This window comes from Streptomyces sp. NPDC059499, assembly GCF_042749285.1.
Classification (GTDB): domain Bacteria; phylum Actinomycetota; class Actinomycetes; order Streptomycetales; family Streptomycetaceae; genus Streptomyces.
Genome location: NZ_JBHYTT010000018.1, coordinates 120,878 through 135,628 on the forward strand (window position 1 = coordinate 120,878; position 14,751 = coordinate 135,628).

Consider the following 14,751-nt stretch of genomic DNA (forward strand, 5'->3'; position numbering starts at 1 on the left):
CTTGCCTGCGCGGGGGCGATTCGCCAGGCTGGGGCGCATGCCGGGACAGCGGAAGCGCAAGCGGGAGGCCGCCGGGCGGGCTGCGGCGGACCCCGGACGCGCAGGGCGCTGGGAGGTCGTCTTCGAGACCCAGGACGAGGCCGATTGGCGGGCGTACGTACGTCGTGTCCGGGCTGGGCGGGAGGCCGACCTGTCGATGCTTCGCCTCGACACCCTGTGCGGGCGTTCGGTACTGCCGACCACCTACCGGCTGAGCAGGTTCGTGCCCTGCGACGATCACCCCTAGCGGCCGCCGTCGGGTGTTCCAGGTCCTTGGTGACCGGTTCCGGCCCAGCCCCGCACAAGGGTTTTTCGACCCTGATTCCACCTTGCCGCCGCACCGTGGGACCAGTGATCCATTCCACCGTCGCGCCACCCTCTGGGGGGTATCTCCCAGGGACCACTGGGGGATACCCCCCATCGAAGTCGGGGACTGCCCGGGTCGTTCGGATGACGCGCTGTCCCTAGGTTCTGAGGTGGAATCGAAGCACCGTCCCAGCACCCCCCGGAGGATCCCCGTGACCGCCCCCTCGCCCCGACCCGACGATCGGCCGACGCGCACAGCCCGCTCGCTCGTCGCGGCCTTCGTGCGGTTCGTCGTATGCGGCGGCGGCGTGGGGCTCGCCTCCAGCGGGGTGCTCGTGCTGCTCAGCGGGTCGATGCCGATGATGGTCGCCAACGCGATCGTCACCGTCGTCTCGACCGTGATAGCGACCGAGCTGCACAGCCGGGTCTCGTTCCGGAGCGATCGCAGGGGTTGGGGCGTCCACCTGCAGTCCGGGCTGACGGTGGCCGTGAGTTACGCGTTCACCACAGGGGCGCTGCTCGTTCTGCACGCCGTGCACTCCGCGCCCTCGGCGCTGCTGGAGCAGGGTGTCTACCTGTCGGCCTCCGCGTTGGCCGGGGTGGGGCGCTTCGCGTTGCTGCGGCTCGTCGTCTTCGCGCAGTCCGCGGCGCCCTCGAAGGATGCCGCGCTCGGCAGGGCCTCCGTGGCCATGGCCGCGTGACGACGACACACGCGAAGTGTGCCGCCCGGCGCTGATCCGTTGCCTCGGGTGAGCCCGGCCGTCTACCTGCCGCGCCTCGCCTCGCCTCGGAACTGGTGACGTACGGCTACCGGGAGCTGCGGAGCCCGCCCCCGCGCTCGGGCTGAACGACGACTGGTCGCCCGATGTCAGGCAGCCTGTCTGGACGGCCGCGAAGCACTCGAAGCCCAGATCGTCTCGCGGGTACCGGCGGCGCGGTCCGATCCTCGTACCCATCTCGCCGAACTGGCCGTTCTCCAGCGCCGACTGACGATCCGCTCGTCGATGTACTGGAAGTCGCGCACCCATCTGTTCGTCGACCCCGTGCGCCTGCTGATCGCGGGGAAGCGGTACGGCGAGGCGCTCGCCGACTTCCGGGAGGCCGTCGACCTGGTCGACCGGTGAGGGAGGCCGTGAACAGGGCTCCTCTACGATCAACCGCGTGTGCGCACATGTGATAGTCGCGGAAGACGACGCGAAGCAGGCCGAACTCGTACGCCGCTACCTCGAACGTGAAGGGCACGCGGTCACGGTGGTGGGGGACGGCCTCGCGGCGCTCGAGCAGGTCCGGCAGGGCACGCCGGACCTGCTCGTCCTCGACGTGATGATGCCCAGAGCCGACGGCCTGGACGTCATTCGCGTACTGCGCGCCGAGGAAAGGGAGTTGGCGGTTCTCATGCTGACCGCCCGGGCCACGGAGGACGATCTGCTGCTCGGGCTCGACCTGGGCGCGGACGACTACATGACCAAGCCGTACAGTCCGCGCGAGCTGATGGCCCGGGTGCGTACGCTCCTGCGGCGCACCCGACGCGGTGCGGATCCGGGCGAAAGCGGTCCGGGCGAGGACCGGGTGCTGCGGGTGGGGGCCCTCGCCGTCGATCCCGTACGTCACGAAGTGGCGGCCGACGGGGTGCGGATCGAGTGCACGCCGGGCGAGTTCCGGCTGCTCGCAGCGATGGCCGCCGAACCCGACCGCGTCTTCACGCGGGAGCAACTGCTGGCGGAACTGCACGGGTTCGACCGGTACATCAGCAGCCGCACCGTCGATGTGCACATCATGAACCTGCGGAAGAAGATCGAGCACGCACCCCGCCGGCCGGTCCGGCTGCTCACCGTCTTCGGCGTCGGCTACAAGCTGACGGATCCGGTGAAGGGTGCCTCGCGTGCGCCGGGCCGGTGAGGACGACCGGCACCGGCTGCCGCTCCGCAAGAGCCTGCTGGGCCGACTGCTGGCCGTGTCGGCGCTCGTCGCGGCCTGTTCGGTGGCAGCGACCGCGTGGCTGGCGGTGCAGACCACGTCCGGCGCGATCGAGCAGGAACAGGGACAGAACCTCACCGCCGACACCCGCATCCACGACACCCTGCTCGGCTACGCGGCGGCGCATCCCACCTGGGACGGTGTCGGATCCACCGTGCGCGAGCTGGCCGACGGGTCGGGCCGCCGGATCACGCTGACCACGCAGAGCCGGGGGATCCTCGCCGACTCCGCCGATGGCGCCCCTCCCCCGCCGGCCCTGCCGCCCCAGGCATCGGCGGTCGTGGATCCGATGTCCGTGGACGCTGCCCTGTCGTCCGGGGCCGGATCCGTGGCGACCGACGTGGGGACGAAGTCCCGCAGCGACCGTGTCGACCCCCGTGCCGTCGGACCGTTCCGGCTGCCCGACGCCGAGCGCGCGTCGCTGCGACGCACCGCCGAACAGGTGGCCACGTGCCTCAACCGGTCCGGCATCGCCTCGGACGTCGTGGAGGGGCCGAGCGGGCGGCCCCGTATCCAGGACGTGGGCAACGATCCCGACCGCTTGCAGGGCACCCGCTGCACGACGGAGGCTCTGGACCGCCCGACCCCGACCGAAACGAAGGCGCTCAGTGCTCTGAGCCGGCTGGCCAACGCCTGCCTGAGCCGGCAGAGCCGCGAGCCCGTCCAGCTCGGCCTCGACCTCTCCTGGGACCGGGCCGGCGAGCCCCTCCCGGTCTCGGAAACAGCCGTGCCGACGCCGGCGCCGAGCGGGGCCCCCCGGGAGGCCCGGGCGACTCCGTCCCCCCTGCCCACCGCCCTCACCAGTGAGAACGACCGGGCCATCGCCTCGTGCGTCGGCGTGGCACGCCGGGAACAGCTCAGCTCCTATGTCGCCCCGCCCGCACTGCTGTTCATCAGCGACCCCGACGGCGGCGCCGTTCCCGCCTTCGACCTGTCGCCGGCGAACACGGCCAGGATCACGGGCGTCGCGGCGCTCGTCCTCGCACTCACCGTGGGCGCCTCCGTGCTCGCCGGGGCCCGGCTCGTACGGCCGCTGCACGCGCTCACGGGAGCCGCCCAGCGGATGCGCGACGGCGAGGACTCCGCACCCGTGGTGGTCGCGGCCGACAACGAGATCGGCCGGCTGGCCGCCGCCTTCAACGACATGTCCGCGCACCGTGCACGGCTGGAGGAGCAGCGCAAGGTGATGGTCAGCGACGTCGCCCACGAGCTGCGTACCCCGTTGAGCAACATCCGTGGCTGGCTGGAGGGTGCGCAGGACGGGATCGCCGAGCCCGACGCCACGTTCATCTCCTCGCTCCTGGAGGAGGCGGTGCAGCTCCAGCACATCATCGACGACCTCCAGGACCTGTCGGCGGCGGATGCGGGGGTCCTGCGCCTGCACCCCGAGCCGGTACGGATCGAGGAACTGCTCGCCCATGTCACCTCGGCCCACCAGGCGCAGGCCGACGCGGCGGAGGTCGGTCTGACGGTGGCTCCCTCACCCGCCGGGGAGCCCCTGCCGGCGCTCACCGCCGACCCGGTGCGGCTGCGGCAGGCCGTGGGCAACCTGGTCTCCAACGCCATACGCCACACCCCGGCGGGCGGGCGGGTGACACTGCGCGCGTACGCCACCGGGTCCGAGGAGGAAGAGCGGGTGGCCCTGGAGGTCGCCGACACGGGCAGTGGTATCCCGCCGGAGGATCTGCGGTACGTATTCGACCGCTTCTGGCGCGCCGAGAAGTCCCGCAGCCGACGCACCGGAGGCAGCGGGCTGGGCCTGTCGATCGTCCGCAAGCTCGCCGAGGCGCACGGCGGGACGGCCGACGTGGTCAGCACGGTGGGTGAGGGATCGGTCTTCACACTGCGGCTGCCCCCGGCGGTCCCTGAACCCGAGGACTCTGCCCTGATGGGATGAACACAGCGTCCTGACAGCTTCCTCATAACTTCGTTCCAGTCTGTCGGCATGCCCGGCGCCCGATGCGCATTCGCGTGCGGGCCCCCTCAAGGCCGAGCTGGAATCGGAGTCCTTCACATGTCCCCTCGTTCGACCCTGCGCACCGCAGTCCTGTCCGCCGTCGCGGCGGGCGCGGTCCTCGTCCCGTCGGCGGCCGCCGTCGCGGACGACGCCACCCCCAAGCCGGCGCCGACCGCCGCCGAGCGAACCGCCACCCCCAGCCCCGCCCCCGAAGGGGCGGCGCCGTCCGCGGCGCCGGCCCCTGCCGAGGAGTCCAGGAGCAGGGTGACGCCGCGGGGCGGCGTCGCCGCCGGTGAACGCGCGGCCACGGAGTCGGGCGGCAACACGGCGTCGTACGGCTCGGCGGCGGGGGCAGTCCTGCTGGCCGGCGTCGGCGTGTTCGTGCTGCGTCGCCGCTCCGCACACCGCAACGGCTGATCTGCCACCGGGTGGCGCCGCTCCGCGTGACGGGGCGGCGCCACCCGCTGTTCCACCCGATCCCCTACGCCCGGAGCCACCATGCCCCGTACCGCACAAGCCCTCAGCCGAGCCCTCATGACCTCGGCCGCCGCCGTTCTGGTCCTGGTCCCGCTCGCCGGCTGCTCCTCCTCCACCGCGGCACAGCCGCCCGCCGCTGTCATGTCGGTCTCCGGGGCCTCGGAACCACCGAACGCTCCGGAATCCCCGAACGCACCGGCTCCCGCGGAGATCTCCATCCCCTCGATCGGGGTGACGAGTCAGCTGATGCGGCTGGGACTCAACGCGGACGGCACCGTGGAGGTTCCGCCCTCGGACAAGGGCATGACGGCGGGCTGGTACGCGGGAGGGTCCGTACCCGGGGAGCCGGGCGCCGCCGTGGTCATCGGCCACAACGACACCCGGTTCGGCAAGGCCGTCTTCCACGACCTGAAGAAGATTGCCAATGGTGCGGACATCACGATCCTCAACGGGCTGGGCGAGCGGACGCACTTCACGGTCACGGGCACCGAGACCGTCAGCAAGAGCGCCTTCCCCAGCGAGAAGGTCTACGGAGAGACCGGCGCCCGCGTGCTCCGGCTCATCACGTGCGACGGCTCGTTCGACGCCGAGGGGCACCCGGTGGACAACCTCATCGTCTACGCGACCCTCGACTGACCGGGCAGCGAACGCCGCGGCCGGTTCCCGCTCCGAACTGTTCGTACCGCTGTCGCAAGGCGCCGTACATCCCACCTCTACCCACGAGTAACTCCCCCTGGTTTGATGGGCGTCACCGCTCCCGACCCCACACCAGGAGAGCCTGTGCCGCACATCGCGATCCGCCGTATATCCGGCGCGACTCTGGCCGCCGCCCTTGCCGCAGCCACACTCGCACTCAACGCCCCGCAGGCATCGGCGGCGGACACCCCGTCGCTGCGCGTCCTCACGTACAACACGTTCCTCTTCAGCAAGACCCTGTACCCGAACTGGGGTCAGGACCACCGGGCCAAGGAGATACCGAGGACGGCCTTCTTCCAGGGCAACGACGTCGTCGTGCTCCAGGAGGCGTTCGACAACGCCGCGTCCGACGCCCTGCTCCAGAACGCCTCCGCCCAGTACCCGTACCGGACGCCGGTGGTGGGACGGAGCAAGAGCGGCTGGGACGCGACGAGCGGGGCCTACTCGGCGACGACCCCGGAGGACGGTGGCGTCACCGTGCTGAGCAAGTGGCCGATCGTCCGCAAGGAGCAGCACGTCTACAAGGACGCCTGCGGGAGCGACTGGTGGTCCAACAAGGGCTTCGCGTACGCCGAGTTGAACGTCAACGGCGCCCGCGTGCACGTGGTCGGGACCCATGCGCAGTCGACCGACCCCGGATGCGGGGCGGGCGAGGCGGCCCGGATGCGCAGCCTGCAGTTCAGGCAGATCGACGCGTTCCTCGACGCGAAGAACATCCCCGCGTCCGAACAGGTCCTCGTGGCAGGTGACTTCAACGTCGACTCGCACTCCCCCGAGTACGCGTCGATGCTCACCGACGGCGGGCTGACAGGCTCGGACGCCCGTACCGGACACCTGTACTCGTTCGACACCCAGGACAACTCGATCGCCGCCGAGCGCTACCCCGACGACCCCCGTGAGGACCTGGATTACGTCCTGCACCGCGCCGGCCACGCGAAGCCGTCCGGCTGGACGAACGAGGTGGTGAAGGAGCACAGCGCGCCCTGGACGGTGAGCAGTTGGGGTACGGACTACACGTACACGAACCTCTCCGACCACTATCCGGTGGTCGCGTCCGGCCGGTAGGGACACGGAGGACAATCGGACGGGTGAGGGGGTGGACCGCACGCGGCGGGAGGGTGCGCCGCGCTCCGGACCTCCTCCCACCCGGCCCACCCCCGCGCTCCCCGAAGGACCGTCCTCTTGAGCCCTGAGCCCCAGCCGTTCCGACTCGTCCCGGGCGCCGCCGGATCACCGGTGCTGCTCCATGTCCCGCACTCCTCCCGAGCCGTCCCCGCGCACGTGCGCGAGGGAATCCTGCTGGACGACGGAGCGCTGGAGCGGGAGCTCGACCACATCACGGACGCGCACACCGCCGCACTCGCGGCCCTGGCCCGCGAAGCCTGCGCCCAGGCACCCTGGCAGTTCGTCAACGGTCTGTCGCGGCTGGTCGTGGACCCCGAGCGGTTCCCGGACGACCGGGAGGAGATGCTGGCCGTCGGCATGGGCGCGGTCTATACGCACACCACCTTCCGCGAGCCTCTCCGCGCGCCCGGCGTGGACCCGCAGCCGTTGCTCGACCGCTACTTCCATCCGTACGCGCGAGCGATGACGGAGGCGGTCGACGAACGGCTGGCCGCCACGGGGCGCGCGGTCGTCATCGACGTCCACTCCTACCCGAGCACGGCGCTCCCGTACGAGCTGCACGATGCCGGTCCGCGCCCCCCGATCTGCCTGGGCACCGACAGCTTCCACACGCCGCCCGGCCTGTCGGCCGTGGCCGAGGCGGTGTTCGCCGGGTTCGGGGGCACCGGGCTCGACAGTCCGTTCCCGGGTACGTATGTGCCGCTGAAGCACTACGGGAAGGACCGCCGGGTCAGCGCGCTGATGATCGAGATCCGCCGCGATCAGTACATGACCGAGCCGGGAGGCCCCGCGGGGCCGGGGCTGACGGCGTTGGCGGCAGCGCTGGCCGAACTGGTGGACAGCTTGTAGGCAGTACCTGACGAACCCGGGCGCGGGACGGGTGGGCGACCGCCCTGCGCCGGGCGTCGTACGAGGGGTCCGCTTCATGGCCGAACCCTTGCCTCCGGCGTCGGAGCGAGGGACTCGGCCTGCGGTCTCCTACGGCCGGGCGTACGGCCGGGTCATGATCTCCATGTTGTGGCCGTCCGGGTCGTCGAAGTACGCGCCGCGGCCGCCGAACAGCCGGTTGATGTGGCCGGGTTCGGTGTGGGCGGGGTCCGCGTAGTAGGTGACGCCCAGCTTCTGGAGGCGGCCGATCATGGCGTCGAACTGCGCGTCGGGCACGAGGAACGCGTAGTGCTGACCCTGGATCGGTTCGTCCCGCTTCTCGTAGTAGTCGAGCGTCACACCGTTACCGAGGTCGACGGGAAGGAAGGGGCCGAACTGACGGCCCACCTCCAGCCCCAGGACCGCGGCCATGAACTCGGCCGACAGGTGCCGGTCGGTGGCGTACACGGCGGTGTGGTCGAGCTGGACGGTGGTGACACCCTGCTCGGGTGCGTACTGGCTGCACATCTGTGACAACTCTCCGGTTCGTGGGTTCCGTTGGGACGAGGGTGCCGCAGGCGGGCACCGGACGGACGACACGGAGGGAGGGCGGGGCTCGCGCCCGCCACGCGGTCATGCCAAGGCCGGGCGCCTCTCTCGTACATGGCCCATGGCCGACCCGGCAGTCACGCGGCCGATCCTAGCGCGTCCCTCCCCACGCCTGCCGGGCGGCGGATATCTTCGCGTCCATGGACGACTCGGCATCCCTCCGGCGTGCAGACGGCCCCGTCACCCGTGGCCGGCTCGCCGAGGACCTGACCGCACTCGGTCTCACCGACGGCGACGTCGTGATGTTCCATACGCGGATGTCCGCCATCGGATACGTGGCGGGCGGCCCTCAGACGGTCATCGACGCGCTCGACGACGTCGTCGGGGACCGCGGGACCCTGATGGTGACGTGCGGCTGGAACGACGCCCCGCCCTACGGCTTCACCGAATGGCCGCAGGCGTGGCAGGACGCCGTGCGGGCGGAGCATCCCGCGTACGACCCGGAACTGAGTGAGGCGGACCACGACGTGGGCCGTCTGCCGGAGGCACTGCGCAGGCGGCCGGGCGCCGTCCGCAGCCGCCACCCCGACGCGAGCTTCGCCGCACTCGGTGCCGCGGCTCCGGCGCTGATGGCCGACCACCCCTGGGACCACCCGCACGGCCCCGGCAGCCCGTTGGCGAAACTGGTCGCCCTGGGCGGCCGCGTCCTTCTCCTGGGTGCCCCGCTGGACACCCTCACGCTCCTGCACCACGCGGAGGCCCTCGCCGTGGCACCGGGCAAGCGGTTCGTGGACTACGAGCAGCCGATCCGTGTCGACGGGCGGCGGACCTGGCGGCGGTTCCGGGACATCGACTCGGAGCACGGCGCCTTCGACTACTCGTCCGTCGTGTCCGGGGGCCAGGATCCGTTCGAGGCCGTCGTCGTGGACATGCTGGCCGCCGGGATCGGCCGCAGGGGCCAGGTCGGCGCGGCGACCAGCTACCTCTTCGAGGCCGTCGAGGTCGTGCGCTTCGGTGTCACGTGGATCGAGGAGAGGCTGGGCGGCACCCCGTAGCCCGGCCGCGCCGCTGCGGCCGTGTCCGAAGCGTTGTCCGTCCACGGCAGGAGACCCCGGTAGGGCCCGGCGCCCCGTGTGTGCGGCAGGGGGACGGAGCGCCATGCGCGGGCGTAGGCGGGCGGCTCGGCACTGCCCGTGACGAGCACGGCCACCGGTGTCCGGCGCGCGGCTGACCTGATGGCCCCGGGTGTGATGCTCGCATCGTGCCCGGTGGTCTGACGCGAGGAGCAGCCGGCGTAGTACGCGATGGGGACGGCTTGCTCCCCGCTGACCACACAGGGTGGACGGACCCCGAGCCGGTTCAACGCACCGGCGACGGCCGCGTAGTCGGCACTCGTGGAGTGGCTGCTGGCCGACACCCGGCTGAGGACCTGGAGCTGCACGGCGAGGTGAGCCGCGAGGACCACGGTGAGCAACGCGACGCCCACCGGCCGTCGGGCGTCCCGCGCCCGTGCGAACAGGCGGATGACGCATTCCGCGACGGGTACGGCCAGCAACGCGTAGGCCGGGAGGAGGAACCGGGGTGCGGAGTACTCGATGAGGAAGAGGTACGGGACGGACAGTGAGCCCGCGGTGGCCGTTGCCACCAGGGCTGCGGTGCCCCGGCCCGCACGGCGCGCGACGACTGTCCCCCCAAGGGCGAGGAAGGGAACCGCTGCCCACCACACGGCCGTTCCCGGGCGCTTCCACGGAATGTCGCAGGGACGGCAGAGGGTGCGCCCCTCCAGGGATCTCACCTGGTCGTCCACCGCCATGTTCCATCCCAGGCCGCCCTGGATCTCGCTGGCCCGGTGCAGACGGGCACGTACGCCTCCATGGTGGGCGTACGCCTCGACCACCCAGGGTGCGCAGCCCGCCAGCAGTCCGACGACGAGAGCGGTGCACAGGTCGGGGCGCCGCCGGCCGGGTACCAGGACCGCCACCAGCGCCAACGGCAGCGTCAGCCAGACCCCGTCGGCGGGGCGCATCAGGGCGACCAGGGCCACGGCGGCCCCCGCCCCTGCGAGTTCCCCGCGTCCACCGGCGCCGCCCACGGCTCTCACGACCCAGCCGGCGGCGGCCAGGGCTCCCAGCGCGCACCAGAGATTCGGCATGGCCGTCGGGCCGTAGAAGAGGGTGGGCCACAGCCCCGCGAACAGTGCGCCGGCGCCCACGAGTACGGCGGCGGGGAGCACCTTCCGCCAGATCCACAGGGCGACGACCAGCGCGGCAGCGGAGAGCAGGGCGAGGTAGATCCGCAGCACGGTCGTGGAGGTGGTGAGGGTGGCGACCGGAGCGACGAGGTAGGAGACGCCGCGCGCACGGGGCGCGCTGAAGAACGCGGGCGGGGCGCTGCCGCCGACCTGGCTGACGTAGACGGTCTCGTCCCAGGCCAGTCCCGACCCCGGTACGACGACGGCCAGTTGAACGGCGACGAAGACCACGGCGACCGTGACGAGCCCCGGCAGCGGGCCGGAGGGCCGCCTGCGGAGCTGAAGGGATACGGTCCTCGGCGTCGAGCGCGGTGGCCGACACTCCTGCATAACTGCTCCCCTGTCGCGACATATACGCGCAAACACAACAGGGGACACCCTGCCCGAAGTGGTGATTCCGACCATCGGGGCACGCCGTCGCGGAGCAACCGGGGCCGGGAGATTCCCACTTGCGCGTCGGGACGGCTCGGCAGGGTGACGCGCGATGCCGGCAGCGCCGCTTCCCGACGGTCAACGGCCGGCATCGCCGAGTCCGGCTCACACCGAGGGGCCGAGGTCTCCTGCCAGGGTGGCCTTCGCGATCCCTGGACGGTCCCAGAGGGCGAGGAGTTCGTTGGCAAGGGCCACGACCGTCAGCGGATGCTCGTTCCCGCGTCCCTCGATGGAGGCGGCCGACAGGCTGCGTGGGACGGCGTCGGCGTCGAGGAGCACCCGCCATTCCGCCGGTCCGAGCTCCAGGAACTCCAGTCCGGTCAGCCCGGCGATCTCCAGTGGGTCGGCGAGCGTACCGGGATACGCACTGAGGCTCCGGAGCCGGGGCAGCCCGGCGACGGGGGCGAGGCTGAGCGGCTCGTCGTCCCAGACGCCGATGGACAGGGCCTCCAGGCCGGGGTGCACGGCGGCCTCGATGCTCGGCAGGCTTCGGATGTTCACCCTCGCCACGGTCGGCGGCACGTCCTGCCGGCGCCGGCCGCGCAGCGTGCTCCGGCGTCTCATCACCAGGTCGGTGAGGGAGTCGGCGACCAGCTCGGCGCCGCTGTTCTCCTCGTGGCTGATCATGATGATCTGCCCGGTGTGTCCGCGGGGGCCGGGCGTCAGGTCCACCGCGATCCGGTCGCCGCCGCCGTTGTCGCCGAAGACGATCCACCCGGGAGAGCCGACGAGCCCCTGTACCGGGTCGTCGGGCAGTGTGACGACCGCTTCCATCGCGGCGAACCGCCAGGGGCACGGACGGGACGACGCGTCGGCGATGAACAGGTCGCCCAGGGGGAAGAGTTCGCAGCTGACCGCCTCGAAGACCCGAACCGCAGCGTCGTGGTCGTCGCCCCGGTCCTCCCACCGGCCCCGTGTCACCCGGTAGAGCGCCTTGAGCTCGTCGGGCAGTTCGACGCCCAGGCGCTCCTCCGTGGCGGCGATCTCCGCTCCGGTGGCACCTATGGCGTCGGGGAGGCGCTCGCGGAGTGTCCGCTGCAGAAGCCCGGGGTCCGCGGACGGGGCCGGAACCGCGCCGGGCACCGGATCGGGCAGGCGGCGCCAGGGCTCGGCGACGGATCCCTCGACCAGGACGAGGGAATCCGGGTGCGGGCCGCCGATGCCGGGCTCGACGGCGGGGCCGCCATCGAGCAGATGGAGCACGGCCTTCCCCGTCGGTGAGATCTCCGTCGTGAACGAGACGGAGGTGGCACCGGCGTCCCTGAGCGCGCTCTGTACCCGCTCGACCGCGTCGATCTCGTCCCGCATGTCCTCGATCAGAGCTGCTCGTCCGGGCCGGGGGGCGACTCTCCGCAGCGGCAGGCTCCACCCGCCCCCGCTGATCTGTCCCGCCACGTGGCCGCCGGGGGCGGCGAGGCTCTCCGCGTTACTGGCCCGCAGGAGCCTCAACAGCGGCTCCCAGGTGGCGAAGTCGTGTATCGGGCTCAACATGGCCTCCAGGTGTTCCGCCGAGCGTGGCGAGGAAGATTATGCGTGAGGCGGTGACCGCGGGCGCCTACCCGATGTCGACCACCCGTGCCCACCCGGGCGGCGAGTCCGGGACGTAGTCGGGATTGTCCTCGTCCCACCCTCCGTCGCCCGCGTCCCGCCGGGGGAACAGGCCGACCACCGTCCGGCACGCCGGTTGCGCACTCGGCCAGGGCGTCTGCCCGTCGGTCAGCACCACGATGACGTCCGGCCGGGGCTGCGTCCGCAGTGCCTTCGCGAAACCTGTCCGCAGATCCGTGCCGCCGCCGCCGACCAGCGGGATCCCCTCGGCACGGCACAGCGGGTGGACGACCCTTGCGGACGCGTCGCAGGGCAGGACGCTGACGAGGTCGCGGCGGCCGCCCACGGCACGGGAGATCGCCGCGACTTCGAGGAGCGCGCTGCCCAGTTCGGTGTCACTGACCGAGCCGGAGGTGTCGATGACCACGGAGACCCGGGGCGGCTTGCGCCGGAGGCTCGGCAGGACGACGCCGGGCATTCCGGCGGAGCGCCGTGACGGGCGGCCGTAGGTGTAGTCCTCGCCCGCTCCCGCGCCCGACGCCGCCGAGCGGACCGCGGCCCCGAGCAACTCCCGCCACGGCTGGGGCGGGTGGAACGCCTCCTCCGCCCACCGTCGCCAGCCCTGAGGGGTGTCCCCCGGGCGGCCGGTGATGCCCTGCGCCACCCGGAACCGCACCGCGTCCCGTTCCTGCGCGCTGAGGCCGTACGCGCCGTCCGGCCCCAGTTCCCACTCCCGCTCCAGTCCGTCGGCGCCGCTGCCGCAGTCCAGCCAGGCGAGACCCTCCGTGTACGGTCCGAGCCGGAACTGGCGGAGGTAGTCCTCCATGAGCTGACCGTCGGAGAGTCCCAAGGTCTCCGGCCGGACGGCGCCTTCGGGCCGGACCAGCCCGTCACCGAACGCGTCGTCGTTGATCTCGCAGTCGGCGGCGATGTTCATCCGCAGCCGTTCGCCGGGGCCGGTCAGCCCCCTTTCCCGCGCGACCCGGTCACTGCGCCCGTGGTGGTCGCGCAACAGGTGCGACACCTCGTGCACCCATACCCCGGCCAGTTCTTCCTCCGAGGTGCGCGCGACGAACGCCGGCGAGACGTAGCAGCGCCAGTACCGGTCGACGCCCATCGTCGGCACCCGCCGCGACTCCACGGTGTGCAGGGCGAACAGCGCCGTCGCCAGGTAGGGGCGGGCCCGGGCGGCGTGCAGCCGGGCGGCGAAGAGCTTGTCGAGGTCCAGTGCCCCCGTTGCTGCCGGATTCATCGGCGGGCCTTGGTGGCGACCGCTGCCCGGGCAGCGGCGTGGTCCGCGCGCCGGGACATGGACACCACTCCGGCGAGCCGTTCGATCGACGCGGGGACGTCCCAGTTCTCCTGGCGCAGCGAGGCCAGTGTGGTCGCGGGCACCACCACCAGATCCGGGGCTCCGGTCTCCAGCGCCCTGACGAGGAGCGACCACGCCGCATCCCAGCGGGACCGGTCCGGGCGGTTGCGGACCGCCGCCACCACACCGTCGAGCACGGCCTGGCGCAGATCCCCCCGCTCGGGGAGGACGGCACCCGCCGGGTCGGCGAGGAGTTCCTCGGGGTCGGGGAGGTCCATCCGGTCCAGGCTCGCCAGCAGCTCCAGCCCAGGTCCGTCCCCGACCGCACCCCTGACCAGCAGGGACAGTACGTCGCGGGAGGAGCCCGCCGCGGTCGCGAAGGCGATCAGGCACAGGGTCATGTCCCAGCTCCGGGGCGAGGGCCAGGGTCCGCCCCTGCGCGTTTCGCTGCTGGGCAGCTGGTGCACGAGCTTGGGGCGGGCGGCGAGGAGCCCGCACACCGCGCGGCGGGCGAAGTCCACGGCCTCCGAGAGCCTTCCGGGGTCGAGCTGCGGCAGGGTGGCGCGGGGCCACGTACCGCCGAGTCCGCGGACCACGACCTCGTGGTCGTGATGCCACTGGAGGTGAACGAACCGGTTGGCCAGCGGCGGGCTCAGTTCCCAGCCGTCGGCAGCCGAGGACCGCGGGTTCGCGGCGGCCACGATACGGACGCCCGGCGGCAGTTGCAGGGCGCCGATCCGCCGTTCGAGCACGAGGCGGAGCAGGGCGGCCTGAACGGCCGGCGGCGCGGTGGACAGTTCGTCCAGGAACAGCAGCCCCCGGCCGGCCCGTACGAGGCGCACCGCCCAGTCCGGCGGGGCCATCGGGACGCCGTTCGCCGCGGGGTCGTCGCCGACGATGGGCAGCCCCGAGAAGTCGGACGGTTCGTGGACGCTGGCGATGACCGTGGTCAGCGGCAGGTCCAGGGACTCGGCGAGCTGGGTGATGGCCGCGGTCTTCCCGATCCCGGGCTCACCCCACAGGAGTACGGGAAGATCGGCTGCCACGGCGAGCGTGAGGGCCTCCAGCTGTTCGTCGGGGCGCGATTCCGTGGTGGTGTCGCGCAGCAGGGCCATCAGCCCGTCGGCGACGGCGAGTTGGGAGAGGCGAGCTCGGTCGGAAGGGGCGGCGTTCGTGACGGGCGGCGTGCAAGTGGACATGCGTGATCACCTTTTG

At 72.2% G+C, this 14,751-nt stretch carries 14 protein-coding genes; 9 read left to right on the plus strand and 5 right to left on the minus strand.

Features of this window, described 5'->3' with window-relative positions:
- Window positions 1-37 precede the first annotated feature (37 nt).
- The 8 genes from ACFW9O_RS31125 to ACFW9O_RS31160 all read left to right on the plus strand — a co-directional run bounded on the left by ACFW9O_RS31125 (window position 38) and on the right by ACFW9O_RS31160 (window position 7,426).
- Entirely contained in the window at window positions 38-286 is a 249-nt protein-coding gene (locus ACFW9O_RS31125) for a hypothetical protein (RefSeq protein WP_384613955.1), read from the plus strand.
- A gap of 271 nt (window positions 287-557) precedes the next feature.
- The gene (locus ACFW9O_RS31130) at window positions 558-1,046 is read left to right on the plus strand and encodes a GtrA family protein (RefSeq protein WP_384613957.1); all 489 of its coding nucleotides are present in this window, start codon (window positions 558-560) and stop codon (window positions 1,044-1,046) included.
- A 460-nt stretch (window positions 1,047-1,506) separates the two neighbouring features.
- Window positions 1,507-2,244, plus strand: a complete 738-nt coding sequence (locus ACFW9O_RS31135) for a response regulator transcription factor (protein WP_384613959.1) — start codon at window positions 1,507-1,509, stop codon at window positions 2,242-2,244.
- Window positions 2,228-4,219 (plus strand): sensor histidine kinase, encoded by a 1,992-nt coding sequence (locus ACFW9O_RS31140; protein WP_384613961.1) that lies wholly within the window; start codon window positions 2,228-2,230, stop codon window positions 4,217-4,219. Before ACFW9O_RS31135 ends, ACFW9O_RS31140 begins: the two co-directional genes overlap by 17 nt.
- A 117-nt stretch (window positions 4,220-4,336) precedes the next feature.
- Window positions 4,337-4,696: an LPXTG cell wall anchor domain-containing protein gene (locus ACFW9O_RS31145; protein WP_384613963.1), complete on the plus strand. Its 360-nt coding sequence runs from the start codon at window positions 4,337-4,339 to the stop codon at window positions 4,694-4,696.
- A gap of 81 nt (window positions 4,697-4,777) precedes the next feature.
- Window positions 4,778-5,392, plus strand: coding sequence for a class F sortase (locus ACFW9O_RS31150; protein ID WP_384613965.1), 615 nt, complete (start codon window positions 4,778-4,780; stop codon window positions 5,390-5,392).
- 144 nt (window positions 5,393-5,536) lie between these two features.
- A complete protein-coding gene (gene sph, locus ACFW9O_RS31155) occupies window positions 5,537-6,517 on the plus strand; it encodes a sphingomyelin phosphodiesterase (protein ID WP_384613967.1) in 981 nt (326 codons plus the stop codon).
- Between the two features lie 117 nt (window positions 6,518-6,634).
- Window positions 6,635-7,426: an N-formylglutamate amidohydrolase gene (locus ACFW9O_RS31160; protein WP_384613969.1), complete on the plus strand. Its 792-nt coding sequence runs from the start codon at window positions 6,635-6,637 to the stop codon at window positions 7,424-7,426.
- 129 nt (window positions 7,427-7,555) lie between these two features.
- On the opposite strand, the gene ACFW9O_RS31165 is transcribed toward ACFW9O_RS31160, so the two are convergent.
- On the minus strand, window positions 7,556-7,972 hold the full coding sequence (locus ACFW9O_RS31165) for a VOC family protein (protein ID WP_351169182.1): 417 nt from the start codon (window positions 7,970-7,972) through the stop codon (window positions 7,556-7,558).
- A 221-nt stretch (window positions 7,973-8,193) separates the two neighbouring features.
- Between ACFW9O_RS31165 and aac(3) the strand changes: the two genes are divergently transcribed.
- On the plus strand, window positions 8,194-9,048 hold the full coding sequence (gene aac(3), locus ACFW9O_RS31170; RefSeq protein ID WP_351169185.1) for an aminoglycoside 3-N-acetyltransferase: 855 nt from the start codon (window positions 8,194-8,196) through the stop codon (window positions 9,046-9,048).
- Here aac(3) and ACFW9O_RS31175 read toward each other — a convergent pair.
- From ACFW9O_RS31175 to ACFW9O_RS31190, 4 genes are all read right to left on the minus strand, one after another.
- On the minus strand, window positions 8,973-10,574 hold the full coding sequence (locus tag ACFW9O_RS31175; RefSeq protein WP_384613972.1) for a hypothetical protein: 1,602 nt from the start codon (window positions 10,572-10,574) through the stop codon (window positions 8,973-8,975). The two genes, aac(3) and ACFW9O_RS31175, sit on opposite strands and share 76 nt — an antisense overlap.
- A 207-nt stretch (window positions 10,575-10,781) precedes the next feature.
- Window positions 10,782-12,164, minus strand: a complete 1,383-nt coding sequence (locus ACFW9O_RS31180; protein ID WP_384614018.1) for an SMI1/KNR4 family protein — start codon at window positions 12,162-12,164, stop codon at window positions 10,782-10,784.
- A gap of 67 nt (window positions 12,165-12,231) precedes the next feature.
- Entirely contained in the window at window positions 12,232-13,476 is a 1,245-nt protein-coding gene (locus ACFW9O_RS31185) for a VWA-like domain-containing protein (protein WP_384613973.1), read from the minus strand.
- Window positions 13,473-14,735 carry a MoxR family ATPase gene (locus ACFW9O_RS31190; RefSeq protein WP_351169194.1) on the minus strand — a complete coding sequence of 421 codons (1,263 nt, stop codon included), beginning with the start codon at window positions 14,733-14,735 and terminating at the stop codon, window positions 13,473-13,475. The genes ACFW9O_RS31185 and ACFW9O_RS31190 overlap by 4 nt, the downstream gene beginning before the upstream one ends.
- Between the last annotated feature and the right edge of the window lie 16 nt (window positions 14,736-14,751).